This is a genomic window from Vibrio sp. HENC-03 (assembly GCF_000305755.2).
Lineage (GTDB): Bacteria > Pseudomonadota > Gammaproteobacteria > Enterobacterales > Vibrionaceae > Vibrio > Vibrio owensii.
The window spans coordinates 164,699-179,585 of record NZ_JH976079.1 but is presented as its reverse complement, the minus strand read 5'-3'; the positions used below and the strand labels follow the sequence as shown (position 1 = coordinate 179,585).

The 14,887-nt window shown below is 45.1% G+C and carries 14 protein-coding genes and 1 tRNA gene; 4 read left to right on the top strand and 11 right to left on the bottom strand.

What is annotated here, in order from left to right; all coding sequences use genetic code 11:
- Positions 1 to 51: 51 nt before the first annotated feature.
- Entirely contained in the window at positions 52 to 1,437 is a 1,386-nt protein-coding gene (locus VCHENC03_RS17625) for an MATE family efflux transporter (RefSeq protein WP_009705350.1), read from the top strand.
- A gap of 12 nt (positions 1,438 to 1,449) precedes the next feature.
- Here the strand turns inward: VCHENC03_RS17625 and VCHENC03_RS17630 are convergent, their stop codons facing one another.
- Positions 1,450 to 1,845, bottom strand: coding sequence for a nitrous oxide-stimulated promoter family protein (locus tag VCHENC03_RS17630; protein WP_009705349.1), 396 nt, complete (start codon positions 1,843 to 1,845; stop codon positions 1,450 to 1,452).
- An 84-nt stretch (positions 1,846 to 1,929) separates the two neighbouring features.
- Entirely contained in the window at positions 1,930 to 2,439 is a 510-nt protein-coding gene (locus tag VCHENC03_RS17635; RefSeq protein WP_009705348.1) for a GNAT family N-acetyltransferase, read from the bottom strand.
- Positions 2,440 to 2,511: 72 nt separating this feature from the next.
- Here VCHENC03_RS17635 and VCHENC03_RS17640 point away from each other — a divergent pair, with 72 nt between their 5' ends.
- Both VCHENC03_RS17640 and VCHENC03_RS17645 read left to right on the top strand, forming a co-directional pair.
- Positions 2,512 to 2,700, top strand: coding sequence for a DUF2986 domain-containing protein (locus tag VCHENC03_RS17640; RefSeq protein WP_009705347.1), 189 nt, complete (start codon positions 2,512 to 2,514; stop codon positions 2,698 to 2,700).
- A gap of 349 nt (positions 2,701 to 3,049) precedes the next feature.
- Entirely contained in the window at positions 3,050 to 4,381 is a 1,332-nt protein-coding gene (locus tag VCHENC03_RS17645) for an anaerobic C4-dicarboxylate transporter (protein ID WP_009705346.1), read from the top strand.
- A gap of 99 nt (positions 4,382 to 4,480) precedes the next feature.
- Here VCHENC03_RS17645 and VCHENC03_RS17650 read toward each other — a convergent pair whose 3' ends face one another.
- The gene (locus tag VCHENC03_RS17650) at positions 4,481 to 4,972 is read right to left on the bottom strand and encodes a LabA-like NYN domain-containing protein (protein WP_032802386.1); all 492 of its coding nucleotides are present in this window, start codon (positions 4,970 to 4,972) and stop codon (positions 4,481 to 4,483) included.
- Positions 4,973 to 5,092: 120 nt separating this feature from the next.
- Here VCHENC03_RS17650 and VCHENC03_RS17655 point away from each other — a divergent pair, with 120 nt between their 5' ends.
- Complete coding sequence (locus VCHENC03_RS17655) at positions 5,093 to 5,533, top strand: DUF4174 domain-containing protein (RefSeq protein ID WP_005440978.1); 441 nt, start codon at positions 5,093 to 5,095, stop codon at positions 5,531 to 5,533.
- A 21-nt stretch (positions 5,534 to 5,554) separates the two neighbouring features.
- Here the strand turns inward: VCHENC03_RS17655 and cobA are convergent, their stop codons facing one another.
- From cobA to VCHENC03_RS17695, 8 genes are all read right to left on the bottom strand, one after another.
- Positions 5,555 to 6,313 carry a uroporphyrinogen-III C-methyltransferase gene (cobA, locus tag VCHENC03_RS17660; RefSeq protein ID WP_005440981.1) on the bottom strand — a complete coding sequence of 253 codons (759 nt, stop codon included), beginning with the start codon at positions 6,311 to 6,313 and terminating at the stop codon, positions 5,555 to 5,557.
- A 207-nt stretch (positions 6,314 to 6,520) separates the two neighbouring features.
- Complete coding sequence (locus VCHENC03_RS17665) at positions 6,521 to 7,369, bottom strand: formate/nitrite transporter family protein (RefSeq protein WP_009705343.1); 849 nt, start codon at positions 7,367 to 7,369, stop codon at positions 6,521 to 6,523.
- Between the two features lie 177 nt (positions 7,370 to 7,546).
- Positions 7,547 to 7,870, bottom strand: coding sequence for a nitrite reductase small subunit NirD (nirD, locus tag VCHENC03_RS17670; RefSeq protein ID WP_005387969.1), 324 nt, complete (start codon positions 7,868 to 7,870; stop codon positions 7,547 to 7,549).
- Between the two features lie 13 nt (positions 7,871 to 7,883).
- Positions 7,884 to 10,448, bottom strand: a complete 2,565-nt coding sequence (gene nirB / locus VCHENC03_RS17675) for a nitrite reductase large subunit NirB (RefSeq protein ID WP_009705342.1) — start codon at positions 10,446 to 10,448, stop codon at positions 7,884 to 7,886.
- 280 nt (positions 10,449 to 10,728) lie between these two features.
- Positions 10,729 to 12,213, bottom strand: a complete 1,485-nt coding sequence (locus tag VCHENC03_RS17680) for a nucleoside hydrolase (protein ID WP_009705341.1) — start codon at positions 12,211 to 12,213, stop codon at positions 10,729 to 10,731.
- A 68-nt stretch (positions 12,214 to 12,281) separates the two neighbouring features.
- On the bottom strand, positions 12,282 to 13,634 hold the full coding sequence (locus VCHENC03_RS17685) for a sensor domain-containing diguanylate cyclase (protein WP_083481818.1): 1,353 nt from the start codon (positions 13,632 to 13,634) through the stop codon (positions 12,282 to 12,284).
- Between the two features lie 126 nt (positions 13,635 to 13,760).
- On the bottom strand, positions 13,761 to 14,207 hold the full coding sequence (locus VCHENC03_RS17690; RefSeq protein ID WP_005440991.1) for a hypothetical protein: 447 nt from the start codon (positions 14,205 to 14,207) through the stop codon (positions 13,761 to 13,763).
- A 427-nt stretch (positions 14,208 to 14,634) separates the two neighbouring features.
- Positions 14,635 to 14,708, bottom strand: a tRNA-Cys gene (locus VCHENC03_RS17695).
- Between the last annotated feature and the right edge of the window lie 179 nt (positions 14,709 to 14,887).

Below are 14,887 nucleotides of genomic sequence, written 5' to 3'. Positions count from 1 at the left end.
TATTTCTGTCCCTATTGGCTTTATATTCCTCACAAATTTCGAGGAGTAACTATGACGAACAACATTGGCATCAAAAACAGCGACAACTCTTTATCTAGCGGGCTACTGAAGCAGATCATCCGCTTGGGTTTCCCTGTCGCGATCCAGAGTGCGTTGGTGGCGATTCTCGCCTTGGCTGATGTTCTCATGGTTAGTGACTTTGGTAAAGAAGCAACCGCAGCTGTGGGAATTGCATCAAAATGGCATTTTGTCGCGATTATGATCATGGCAGGTTTAGCGTCCGCAAATGGTACGCTTGTGGCTCAATATTGGGGACGTGATGACGCAGTAAGCGCAAAAACTGTTACTGGTATAGCGATTCGATTTGGTTTAAAAGTCTTGATTCCTGTTACCCTGATAATCACTGTCGGTAGCGAACTTATCATGCGTCTACAAACCAACGATACGCAAGTCATCGAACTAGGCTCCACCTATCTTTGGTATGCGTTCCCTGTTCTGTTACTCACTCATATCATCATTGTTTTAGAAGCGAGCATGCGCTCTTCTGGTGACACCGTCACTCCTTTACTTATGGGCGCGGTGACGATTGTTCTCAATATCGCACTGAACTTCTGGCTCATCAAAGGTGGGTTCGGTGTAACAGCAATGGGTGTTGCGGGTGCGGCTTTGGCGACAACAATTTCTCGCCTGTTCCAAGTGCTAGCTATGGTTGGCTACATGCGTTGGCGTAAGCATTGGTTATTGGAGGTGAAAGAAGGTTCTGAGCGCCCTTCTTTGTGGCTCTCCTACCGCCGCTTGGCGCTGCCAATGACCTTAGGTGCGCTACTTTGGGCTATTGGCACCATGGTGTATCAAATGATTTTTGGTCACATGGGCACGACAGAACTTGCGGTATTCAGCATGTTAGGCCCGTTTGAGTCGTTATGTTATTCCATCTTCTTTGGTATCTCTGTAGCGTGTTCAGTGATGATTGGGCAGTCGTTAGGGCGTGATGCTTTTGAACAAGCTCAGCACATGGCAAGCTTCTTCATCAAAGCAGTGTTTGTGTTTGGTATTTCGATCGGTGCGTTATTGCTACTAAACCGAGAATTAATCATTGCTGCTTTGAACTTAGACAACCCTGAGCTTTACCCACTTGCAGCACCTGCGGTGGTGATTTTATGCAGCGCGATTTGGCTTCGCATGCTTAACATGATCATCATCAACGGTATTATTCGTGCGGGTGGCGATAACGTCTTTTGCTTGCGCATGGACTTTATCGCGATGTGGATGACGGGCCTGCCTTTATGTGCAGTTGCGGCGTTTGTATTAGGTTGGGAATTCAAATACGTTTACGCACTCATGATCGCTGAAGAAGTGGTGAAACTAGCATTGTGTTACCGCAGGTACACGCAAAAGTATTGGATTAAGAACTTAACGGTCGTGACAACTTCTTAATTCTTATATTGGCTAGGATTTCTTAGCTTCGCGCTCTGCACTCATCCGTTTGTGGCGATTTGACGCATTGGCAGCAGGCTTTTCAGGTACCTCGCGTTTCTCATGCATCAAGTGTCGAATTGCCAAGATTGGATGCTTAAGCAACATTCTCGGTCCTGAGTAACACATCACTAAGCGCATTTGTTCTTTCGGCTCGGGCTTGTAACAGTGAATCGGACATTTGTTGCAAGTCGGCTTGTCTTCTCCGTAAGGACAACGATCAAGCCGCACTTCCGCGTACTCTAATAATTCACGACATTCCGCGCACAACTCACCTTTGGTGCCGTGGTGGTCTTTACAGTAAACCTCCACCATCGCTTTAACGGTTTTAAATTCTGTGGCGAGTTTGCCTAATAAAATGTCGCTCATTCTTTCCTCAATCTAAAACAGCTTTGGTTCAGAGACCTTAACAATAAGGCACTAACCAAAAAGCTTTAGTTACCGCTTATCGGGTCACAACTTCATGGTATAGAGTTGCAATGTACGGCCATTATCGTAAGTCTGCTCGACACGTTCAAACTGAAAACCCAATTTTTCTAGCAAACTTATACTACGAATATTGTCATTATTGGTGATAGCGACCAAGTTTTCTATTTTCATCTCGTCCCGAGCAAAGTCGACCACGACACTCGCCGCTTCTTTTGCGTAACCTTTGCCATAAGCGCTAGGTAGATAACCGTAACCAATATCAAACGCCGTTAATGTGTCGCGTTTGACCAAACCACAAATACCGATAGGTTGTTTATCATGATTGGTTTCTACCACCAGCAAACTGACACCCTTGAGTTCTTGCATCCTCAACATGTTGTCTTGAATGTAGCGTTTTGCTTCTTCTAGGGTTCGAATTTGCTTGTCACCGACGAAACGATAAAAGTCAGGCTGATTGTAGAGTTCTAAAATAAACGGCGCATCTTCTACACTAACAAGACGAAGTGTCAGGCGTTCTGTAATAAGTGTTTTCATAAGGGATCCATTAGGCTTGTAACTTGGTGGAAAAATCACTATCCTGCCCCGCTAAATTAAAGGACCAACACCATGAACCGCAAGAAGAAAATCAATTCGATCTTAAAAGCGAAGTTGAAAAAACAAAATGCAAAGCTTCATAAGAGCAACAAGCCTCGCTATATCTCAAAAGCAGAGCGCGCGAAGATGGAAGCTGAAGAAAAAGCAGCTGAGCAAACTTCGCAAGTGAGTGAAGAAACTCAAGCAACTGACGAAGCATAAAAGAAAAGCCGCATAACGCGGCTTTTTTATTTTAACCAAGGTTAACTTGGCATTAAGTAACCTGAAAATCTAACGCCTATCGTTTAAATTATCATCTAGGTCAAAAAGCACTCAAAACCACTGAAAATCCTTGCACCAAAATGGACCGCTGTAACCTTAGCTGACGACGATTCAAACAATCCTTCAACACCCTTTCAAACCGCTATTAACACTGACACGGCTCAGCGTGAGTTATTCCCAATTATTGGACATTGCTGTTTCTTATAAAACGGAATGTGAACAAGGCTAAGTATTTTTTCCTTCAATACCGAAACAATAGAAGTCCCTGTTTCTAATAAGGAAATTAAACATGTTGTATCTTGAGTTTCTATTTTTGCTCGTGATGCTGTATATCGGCTCACGGTATGGCGGCATTGGTCTTGGTGTCGTTTCTGGTATTGGTTTGGTCATTGAGGTTTTCATCTTCAAGATGCCTCCAACGTCTCCACCAGTAACCGTAATGCTGATCATCCTCGCGGTGGTGACTTGTGCCTCCATTCTTGAAGCCGCAGGTGGCTTAAAATACATGTTGCAGGTGGCAGAACGCGTATTACGTAAGAACCCTAAACGCGTCACTCTTATTGCGCCGTTCGTGACTTACTTTATGACCTTCCTACTTGGTACTGGTCACGCGGTTTACTCTATCATGCCAATCATTGGCGACGTTGCACTTAAAAACGGCATTCGTCCTGAACGTCCAATGGCAGCAGCATCGGTTGCTTCTCAAATCGCCATTACTGCGTCACCAATTTCAGCTGCAGTGGTTTACTACCTTGCACAATTGTCTGATATCCAACACGAGATCACCCTACTTTCTATTTTGCTCGTTACCGTGCCAGCAACCTTGTTTGGTACCTTGTTGATGTCTCTATACAGCTTAAAACGCGGTAAAGAGTTAGAAGACGATGAAGAGTATCAAGAGCGCCTAAAAGATCCGGTTTGGCGTGACAAGATCTTAAACACAACTGCGACATCATTGGATGAAGTGCTACCGTCTAGTGCGCGTAACTCCGTTCTACTGTTCATCCTATCGATTCTTGTGATTGTCGTTATTGCGATGTGGCCAGAGGTTCGTACCATCGTTGAAGGTGCAAAACCAATCAGTATGGCCGTTGTTATTCAAATGATGATGCTCTGCTTCGGCGGTATCATTTTGCTAGCGACGAAGACCGATCCTCGCGACGTACCAAATGGCGTAGTGTTCAAATCAGGTATGGTGGCGGCGATTGCTATCTTCGGTATTGCATGGATGTCAGATACCTACTTCCAATACGCAATGCCTCAATTTAAATCCGGCATCGTAGAGATGGTTACCAACTACCCTTGGACGTTCGCGCTTGCGCTATTCATCGTATCTGTAGTGGTGAACTCTCAAGCAGCAACAGCGCGTATGATGTTGCCAGTCGGTTTAGGTCTAGGTTTGGAGCCTGCTCTGCTTATCGGCTTGATGCCAGCGGTTTACGGCTACTTCTTTATTCCAAACTACCCTTCAGATATCGCGACTGTGAACTTCGATACCTCAGGTACAACTAAGATTGGCAAGTGGTACTTCAACCACTCATTCATGTCTGTGGGTTTAATCGGCGTGATTGGTGCGTGTTGTTTGGGTTACTTACTAGGGCAAATGATCATTCCTTCGTAAATCATCTGAATCAGAAATAAGGGGCAAGTCATTGTACGTTTGCGTACAGCCTGAAGTGACTCGCCCTTTTCTTTTGCCTATTTCTAGCGCAAGCGAGAATCAAAGAAGAAAGTCGTCATCGACAGCAACAAAATGGTCCGCGCAATCAATCAAGGTTTGGGAAGTGAGCCTTGGTACGCCATAGATAGTGACTTTCTTGTTGAAGCGTTGCTGAATGCGTTCCACCAACAAACTGAAATCACCATCGCCAGATACCAGAATCACTTCATCCACTTCCGGCGCAATCTCAATCGCATCTAGGGTGATACCTACATCCCAGTCGCCTTTCGCACTGCCGTCACGGCGTTGAATGTAAGGTTTCAACATCACCTCAAATCCGACACCACGAAGAATATGGTGGAACTGACGCTGCTTAGGGTCGTTACTCGCAATAGCATAAGCTCGTGCGCTCACCACTTCTTTCCCTTGTGTCGCAACATACCAAAACTGGTTGTAATCAAAATTGCTGCGGTACGCTTCACGACAGGTGTAGTACACGTTTTGTACATCGACCAAGATTGCGATCTTTTGTTTGTTGCTATCCGAATTCATCTTCTTAATACGCTTTATTTGTTTGTCGCATACCCTATGCCACTTTGGCTCAAAGCACAATGAGCTAATTCCACTAAACTTATCGTATAACTTGATATTCGAGTTTCAAGGAGTGAAGCCATGAACAAGACGACCATTGCCCTGTTGCTTTCATGCCTCATATCAAGTGCTGCATTTGGATATCCAGCGCACTCTCAGTATTGGCCGCACCGCAGCGTGCTGTATTTCGCCCCTGCAAATGACGACCACGTTAAGCAGTTTTTGCTTGAAGCACTGATGAATGAATGTGAACTAGAAGACCGTGACGTTATTACGCTCGTTATTGCCGAAGACGGTTACACGCAACCATCATGGCTTAAAGAAGAGTTTGATTTGAAAATGTTGGCGAAACTTTACGAAGTGAAACAAGGCCAACACACGGCGATTCTATTAGGTAAAGATGGTGAAGAGAAACACCGCTGGGGAGCGAAGACCGATTGGCAATTCATCAACAATCTGATTGATGAAATGCCAATGCGTAAAAGAGAGATGCAGCAGAAACGCAGTCCTTGCGCAATCTAATGCTTAGGATTACATCTTCGGTTACTTGCCGAACCAATCCAATTTGTTGTGCAGCTGTGTAACGCTACCAACTACAATCAATGCTGGGCTTACGGCTTGCTCTGCCATGCTCGATAGCTCGTTCAACTTTCCTTGGAACACGCGCTGCTCCGGGCGCGTACCGTTTTCAATAATGGCGCATGACATCTCAGGGTCTAATCCATGCGTGATCAGCTTATCCATAATGTGTCCGCTTTGCTTCAAACCCATGTAGAACACAAGCGTGTTGTTGGATTGCGCCAGTGAATGCCACTCAATCTCACGACCATCTTTTTGTACGTGACCAGTGATGAATTGAACGCTTTGCGCATGGTCGCGGTGTGTTAAGGGAATACCAGCATAAGCCGTTGCACCCGCTGCTGCTGTGATCCCCGGAACCACTTCGTATTTGATACCAAATTCCGCTAGTTCTTCTAGCTCTTCACCACCACGGCCAAAGATAAATGAGTCACCGCCCTTTAGACGTACAACACGCTTACCTTCTTGTGCTTTCTGCACCAAGATTTGGTTGATTTGATCTTGAGGCACACAGTGAAAGTCCAATTTTTTTCCTACGTAAATCATCTCTGCTGATGCGTGAGCCAATTCAAGAATGTCTTTCGACACCAATCGGTCGTACACCACAACTTCAGCCGCTTGAATGGCTTTTAAGCCTTTTACTGTGAGCAAATCAGGATCTCCTGGACCTGCACCAACAAGAGAAACAAAGCCGCTGTTTAAAGATGAGTGAGCAGTAGTCATATCAACGCCTATCGAAAAATTTAGATATAAAGAGTAACACTCGCGTTATGCACTTAGGGCTAAAACCACTCTAAGGAGTTATTACTTTTTATAGCTAAACCAATAAAATATGTCGCGAAAGTGAAAGTTAAAAATTGAAATCCAAGTTAGAGAACAGTCCCGCCCATCCAGAAGCGGGACCATATTAAGCGAATTACCCGTTAATGGTTATTTAGCCATTGCAGGTCGTGCTTTTACTTCTTCTTCAGCATTGATAGAAGGCGCAGTTTTAGCGTGAGTTAGGTACAGTGGAATACAAGTCATTACTAGACCACCAACAATGTTACCTAGGATGGTTGGGATAAGGTTGAAGTTCAACCAAGTCGCGATACCAAAATCAGCACCTAGAATCATACCTAGTGGGAATAGGAACATGTTTACTACTGTGTGCTCAAATACTAGTGCGAAGAAGATGAAGATTGGGAACCACATCATTGCTACGCGACCAGACACTGAACGTGCTGTCATGTTGCCGATAACGCCAAGACACACCATTAGGTTACAGAAGATGCCGCGTACGAAACACGTGATCCATCCGTCCATACCCATGTTTTCAAAACCAAGGCTACGCGCGGTAGAAACAGCGACAAACTTCTTCGCTACTGCGTTCAGTTCTAGTGAGAAGTTACCTGTTAGTGAGATAGCCACAAGGTAAGCAACGATTAGAGAACCGATAAGGTTACCCAAGCCTACAAGCCCCCAACAACGGAAGATACGACCCCAAGTGATACCAGGACGGTTTGCAAACTTAGCCAGAGGCGCTAGACCAAAAACACCCGTTACTAGGTCGTAACCCATCACACTTAGAATCACGAAACCAACTGGGAAGACAAGCGCACCCACGATGCCAATACCGGTTTGAACCATAGTGGTAATAGCAACGACAACCGCTAGCGATAGGATGATACCCGCCATAGTACCGCGAAGTAACAAGTCGCGAGTGCTAGTGTTGGTTTTCGCTTCACCCACGTTGATCATGGTTTGAACGAATTCTGCAGGCTTATAATCAGTAGACATGAATGTGTCCTTATTCAAAAGTGAAAGTTAAAAATTAAAGATTGAATAGAGAAAGGCTTGCCGCTGAGTAACACCTAGCTTCCCTGTCCCCGAAGATGAACCACGGAAAGCCTTTACCTATTAAATCTAGATTTCGTTTCATTCCCTCCCCCTTAGAGGAGGGAATGGAAACCAAGCTTATGCAGAAATTTCTACTTCGCCGTTGGTTACGCGCGTTTTGTACGCTTTCACGCTAAAACGCTCGTCTTCCATGCACGCACCTGTTGTCAGGTTAAAGCGTTGCTTTTTAAGTGGGCTTGCCACCCAAAGCTCGCCTTGGTGCTCACAAATCAAACCGCGAGAAAGCACATTTGATTGGAAGAACGGGTCAGTGTTGCTGATCGCTAGCACTTCTTCTGCTTGTGTTGGACGGAATACCGCAACTTGCTGACCATCAACCAGTGCACAAACACCCGTGCCCGGTACGATGTCGCTGATTTGGCAAATCTTTTCAAATGACATAATCAACCTTCCCTTATGCTTCAGTGATCGCTACGTGTAGGATGTCGCCTTTCGCTTCAGGGTGTTTTTCCGTGAAGGTTGCTGGGCGGTGCTGTTCACGCTCTTGTACAAACACAACGTTATCATCGCGCTTGTCAGAGTTGATGAAGTGCGCGAAACGAGTCAGTTGTGATTCGTCGTTGATGGTCGCAGTCCACTCACACTCGTACTCGTCTACAAGCTTCGCTACGTCAGCTTCTAGTTGAGCGTTGATGCCAAGTTTGTCGTTAACAATCACTTCGCGTAGGTAGTCAACGCCACCTTCCATGTTTTCCATCCAAACTGATGTGCGTTGTAGTGGCGCAGCAGTACGGATGTAGAACATCATGAAGCGGTCGATGTACTTGATTAGCGTTTCTTTATCTAGGTCACTTGCAAGTAGGTCTGCGTGACGAGGTTTCATACCGCCGTTACCACATACGTACATGTTCCAACCCGCGTCAGTCGCGATAATGCCAAGGTCTTTACCTTGTGCTTCCGCACACTCACGAGTACAGCCAGAAACACCGAACTTCATCTTGTGAGGTGTACGAATGCCTTTGTAACGGTTCTCGATGTAAGAACCTAGACCAACAGAATCTTGAACACCGTAACGACACCACGTTGAGCCAACACATGTCTTCGCCATACGAAGTGCTTTTGCGTACGCTTGGCCTGTTTCGAAACCAGCGTCGATAAGCTTGCGCCAGATCTCTGGAAGATCGTCTTTTTGAGCACCGAACAGACCAATACGTTGAGCACCGGTTACTTTGGTGTATAGGTTGTATTCTGCAGCAACGTTCGCTAGCGCACCCAATGCTTGAGGTGTTACTTCACCACCCGCCATACGTGGGATAACAGAGTAAGTACCGTCTTTTTGGATGTTACCTAGGAAGTTATCGTTCGTGTCGTGCAGCTTAACCAGTTGTGGCTTAAGAATGTGCTCACCCCAGCAAGAAGCCAAGATAGAACCAGCCAATGGTTTACAAACTTCACAGCCGTAACCTTTACCGTATTTCTCGAGAAGCTCATCAAACGTTTTGATCTCTTCAATGCGGATTAGGTGGAACAACTCTTGGCGTGAGTATGCAAAGTGCTCACACACGTCGTTCTTCACTTCGATACCAGATTTAGCAAGCTCTGCGTTTAGGACAGAAGTGACTAGAGGAATACAACCACCACAGCCTGTACCTGCGCCAGTCACAGCTTTGATGTCACCCAATGTGTGGTGACCATCAGCAACCGCTTGTGCGATCTTGCCTTTTGTCACGTCGAAACATGAACAGATCACTGCGCTTTCTGGTAGAGCGTCTGCACCTAGTGCTGGTTTCTCAGCGCCTGCGTGTGCAGGAAGGATCAACGCATCTGGGTGTTCTGGTAGGTCGATTTCGTTCAACATAAGTTGAAGCAGGTCGCCGTAGTCAGACGTATCGCCAACCATAACCGCGCCAAGCAGTTTCTTGTTGTCTTCAGAAACAATAAGACGTTTGTAAACTTCTTGCTCTTCGTTTTGGTAAACGTAACTCTTACAGCCTTCAGTACGACCGTTCGCGTCACCAATTGAACCTACTTTCACGCCAAGAAGTTTCAGCTTCGCAGACATGTCAGCGCCTTCGAATTTGCTTTCTGTGTTACCTAGAAGGTGATCAACAGCAACTGTCGCCATCTTGTAGCCAGGAGCAACAAGGCCGTAGAACATTTCGTTCCAAGACGCACACTCACCAATCGCGTAGATGTTCTCATCAGAAGTCTGACAATGGTCGTTGATAGCAACACCGCCACGAGGTGCCACTTCTAGCTCCATTTGGCGTGCTAGTTTGTCTTGTGGACGAATACCTGCAGAGAATACGATGAAGTCTGTTTCTAGCTCTGAACCGTCAGCAAAACGCATAACATTGCGTGCGTTTGTGCCTTCTGCCGCAATCTCAAGCGTATTTTTGCTGGTGTGAACGTTCACGCCCATACGCTCGATTTTTTGACGAAGTTGGTTACCACCAGCAAGGTCAAGTTGCTCAGCCATTAGCTTTGGTGCGAACTCAACAACGTGTGTTTCTACACCTAGTGCTTTCAATGCGCCCGCAGCTTCAAGACCTAGCAGACCACCACCGACAACAACGCCTGATTTGCTCTTCTTCGCACACGCTTCGATCGCTTTAAGATCTTCGATAGTACGGTAAACAAAACAGTCTTTGCTTTCGTGACCTTTGATAGGTGGAACAAATGGGAATGAGCCAGTAGCAAGAATCAGCTTGTCGTATTGAACTTCGCGACCAGTGCTTGAGTAAACAATGCGGTTTTCACGGTTGATGTTAATCGCGCGTTCGCCGATCAGCATGTTAATACCGTGTTTCTCGTAGAAGCCTTCTTTCACTAAAGAAAGTTCATCTGCAGTATGGTGAGAAAAGTAAGAGGAAAGGTGCACACGGTCGTATGCGACACGAGGTTCTTCACAGAAAACCGTAATGTCCATATTAGACATATCAGCTTTCTCGACTAAGTCTTCAATGTAACGGTGGCCTACCATACCGTTACCGATGACTACTAGCTTCAACTTGCTCATTGTACTTCCTAAGGGTTAGGTTCTTATCACTGAGCGCATTGTTAATTGTGAAAGAAAATTAATACATGATGTAAATCAATTACGGAATTAAACTACCCTAAAGGGGTAGGTGCAGTTTTTAAACAGCGTTTAAACCTTTGCTTTCGTAATTTAAACAAAATTCATGTAATCCAGCCGAAATGAACTCAACATATTTGTCACATTTCTTCATAACAAAGAAAAAGCAAGCGACTAACCGCTTGCTTTTTAATCACATTTGAGTGGATTTTATAGGTTCGCGTTAAATAATGCCGCGTGATGTCCCTACTCTACGCCCTTCTTCCATCTCCCATTGAATACCGTATTTGTCTATCCAATAGAAAAAGGTGATCGGGAAGCCATTCAATTTTTCTGGGTGGTAACTTTTAGACTCGTCAATCATAGTGACCCCCTCTTGCTGTTTTAAGTATCGAAATACCTCACCACAGTTGGAAACTTCGAGTGCTATATGTCGAGGACCACCAAGATCATAGGTTCTTGGTTGTGGCGGTATAGCCGTCGCACCAACAGGCGAATGGTATTTCATCAGCTCCAGATAAACCGACGCATACGGATGCTTCACAAACAGCACGTCAACAACAACGTCTTGTCCAGCTAAACCCGCATCTTGGTTAAACTCGGCCATACTCACGCCGCGGTAATCCATTTTTTGCCCCTGAGCATCAAGTGCGCGTTCAAAACCAAGTACTCGTTGGTAGTAATCAGCCGCCTTATCAACATCATCGACAATGATATTGATATGAGATAAACCAAGTACAAATGCGCCAATATCACGCTCCGCTAAACGCTTAAGCATTTCCGGTTCAGCATCTGGCGATACTTCAACCACATAGTCGACCACTCGTCCTTGCTCTATCGATTCGTTGCAAACCAGATAAGCTTTCTCTTTGTGTTTGTCCGTATCACTTGCTGCGATGATCTCCACCTTGGACTTCCAAGCGTGAGAAACAAACCACCCTGGATTCACCACATAGGCCGCGGCCACCATATCAAAAGGAATAAAGCCACCTTTAGAACCAAACACCACTTCCCACTCAGTACACCATGCAATGGAATGCGACTCTAAGAAGTGACTAAGACTACTGCCATGGCTCATCTTATGAAGTTCTTTAAAATCGACCCAAACTTGAGCACAGGCTTCAAACGGGACTAAAGTCACCGGAACGTCGCTATCAAGAAGTACTTGAAATGCAGTTTGGTCCACCTCAAAGTTCAGGTCACGAAACGGCCTTGGTTGACGCTTTCCGGCAACAAAATGCTGGTCGGTGCTTCGTCTGCCTGCAACACAAACTACCTTTTCTATGTTTTTGGCCTGTTCCGGAAAATCACGAATCAATAAGGCGATGTTGGTAAGTGCACCGATAGCGAGAATAGTCAAAGGCTCTTGCTCAAGTTGAGCAGCAAGGTCTTTTACCGCTGGCGGAATATCTTTGGCTGAATCAAAGTAAGTGGCGCTTCCTTGAGAAACGCTGAGGTAAGTTGGACCAAACTGGCTAATAAAAGAGCGAGCGATGTCCGTAGTAACTTTAATGTCATCACAATTGCCAAGTGTTGAACTCACGCCAACGATGTCGACTTCTTGGCTTCTGAGCAATAACCCCAGCGCGTAACCATCGTCAACATCACACAGCTTAAACCCGTCGTGATGGCCTATGGTGATGTCTGTATCAACCCAGACGCGTGTTTGTGGGCGACACGTATGCTTATCCTCTCCGATGTTGTGCATCGAGACTCCTTTCTCTTCTTTGGTCTTAAATGGCCGAGTGGCCGAATTAAATGCAATGAAACTAAAAACTACAGCGTGATGGGTTCCGCCATAATGACAACGTTTCGTCCTTTATCTTTTGCTGCGTATAGGTTCTTATCGGCAACTTGAAAGGCCCGCTCAAGTGCTTTCTCACAGTCGTTCAAGTTAGGATGAGACGCGGCTCTAGTTAGTGGAACCGCTCCAACCGAAATCGTTACGACTTCAGAAGGAAGGTTTTTGATGTGTGGTATGGCGAGGGTTTCGACCGCTTGTCTTAAGTGTTCAACTTTGGAGTTCAACACCTCTAGCGTATTGCCATAGACAAGCAAAGCAAACTCTTCGCCGCCTAAACGAAACGAGGGCTGGTCTTTACCTAAATGAGAACGGAAGACTTCCGCGACATCACATAAGGCGTTGTCCCCTTCGGTGTGCCCGTAAGTATCATTAAACTTTTTGAAATTATCGATATCACACAAGACGAAACAGGCGTATTTCATGTTACTCAGGGTTTCATGAACAAAAACAGGCGCACTACGCTTGTACAAATAGCGAGAACCGATTCCAGTCAAGGTATCGGTATCAGTTTGCTGGCGAAGCACCCTTAATTGGTTCTTTATTTTGGTAATTAAGCTTGAATATGAACGAGCGAGTTCGCCGATTTCATCCGAGCGTTTGATCTCCGGAATGTGTGATTGATCGATCTTCTCAATGTCTTTTTTCATTGATTGAGACAAGCGTTTAAGCGGGCTCACAATCCACATTGTCACCATGTAGATCAGTACCATTGAAATAAGTGCAGCAATCAAGGCTTCGTTGATCAGCTCTTTAATCAAGGTGACTTTAATCGTATCGAGGTCACTTGCATCTAGCACTGCCCAAATGTAACCGCCATTAATATTGCGTAGCGGTAAACAGACGTGAAGTACCGACAGTGTCGAATCGTAGTAAAAATCCGTCTGGCGCAGATAGTCCTTATTCCAAGGCAGTTCAGTATTACGATTGAGTAACTGACTCGCTTGCAACGCCTCTAAATCAACGTTGGTCTTGTTTATCAAATATTGCAGCTTATTACGCTTGATCTCGTCTTTTTCTGGCGTCATAGATAACATTCGAACTAAGTTGCCCTTTTGGTCTTTTAAGACATTGACTTCAAGATCGCTTACATCGATACGCCACACCTGATTGGACTCCGCCAAGTAACGGACAGCAACCGTCTGGGTTTTGTAATCGGAAACGCCGGAAATTTCGATAAAGAGCAGATCGTCTATCGCACTTAAGTTAGCCTTAGTCGATGGCATCATTAAGTTAGCGTAATTGCGACCCGCAATCGATCCAGAAAGGAAAGTCATTTGAGAAGAGAGATGAGTTTTCGCCATGGTAGCGGCATGCTCAATACGCATGTTCCATTCGCTTTGAAAACGCGTGAAAGACAGACCTAGGATGATGGACAGAACCAACACCAAATGCGAAACAAATAGCATCTGGTTAATCGTCAACCAGCCGAAAACTCGATTACTCACAATAAACTACTGCTTATCTTTATAAACGCCCAAAACTGGCTCTGCACACGTACCATTAATGCAAATGTCTTGATACGTAGTGTGGCAACTTTGGCAAAATGAAGGCTCTAATGAAGGATGTGTGTGGCTAATATCTTTCCCCTGACGATCGTAACTTCCATAAATCGCCATACCACCGATGTGTTCTGTCACCCAAACAATGCCATCGACCTCGGAAATCGCGACTGCCGTAGGACCATCTGTGTATGGACCATGGGTTTTGTACTGTTCAATCTTTTTCGGATTCACACGGATCGTAAGCGGTGATCCTTGTCCGTTATTAATCCAACTGTAAGCACGAACAGATTCTTGAATAAACAATGAGGTGTCTGGAGGCAGAATCGTGTCTGCAGGTAGGTTTTGTGACTCTTTAACAACTGGCCATTCCTGCCACCCTTCCGGATAGCTAGCCATAGATGCGGCAAAAGCAGTAAATGACGTAGCACCCAACAATAAGGCTACGAATCGCCTGCTTAAATGACATAACACGTGTACTTCTCCCTAAAACAAAATGGGCTCATCCTGAGCTAAAATCAAAATGTTATATATTAACAAAACGTTATATATGATGTTATCAATTAGATTCTAGTAATGCACTCAGTTTATAATTAACAACGTTCTGTTAATAGAGTTGAATGTGCATTTTGGGAACTAACGAGAGTGATGAGAAGTGTAAAATGAGGCTTATGTCGAATTTACGTCGGTAAATAGCGATGAAATGCACTTATTTTCGAAATTTTAAGAAGTTAGTTTTGCTGAAGTTCTTGAATGGTCAGAGGTCTGAATTGAAGCTTCTGGTTTGATTTAGGAACAAAGATGTTTGAGTTACGAGGAAAGATAATGGAGGCGCCTCCCGGAATCGAACCGAGGTCCACGGATTTGCAATCCGCTGCATAGCCACTCTGCCAAGGCGCCATTTTGTTGCTTCTAAGATGAAACATTGAGGTTTTCGTAAGGGATTGCCCTTTCGATGGTCGTTGTGAAAGATTCTATTTAAACTTGCCAGAAGCTAAATCAGCTTCAAATCATTTAAATAATCACACCAACCTAATCGCACATTCGATAATGAGATGCGATGGTACTCACTCTATCGA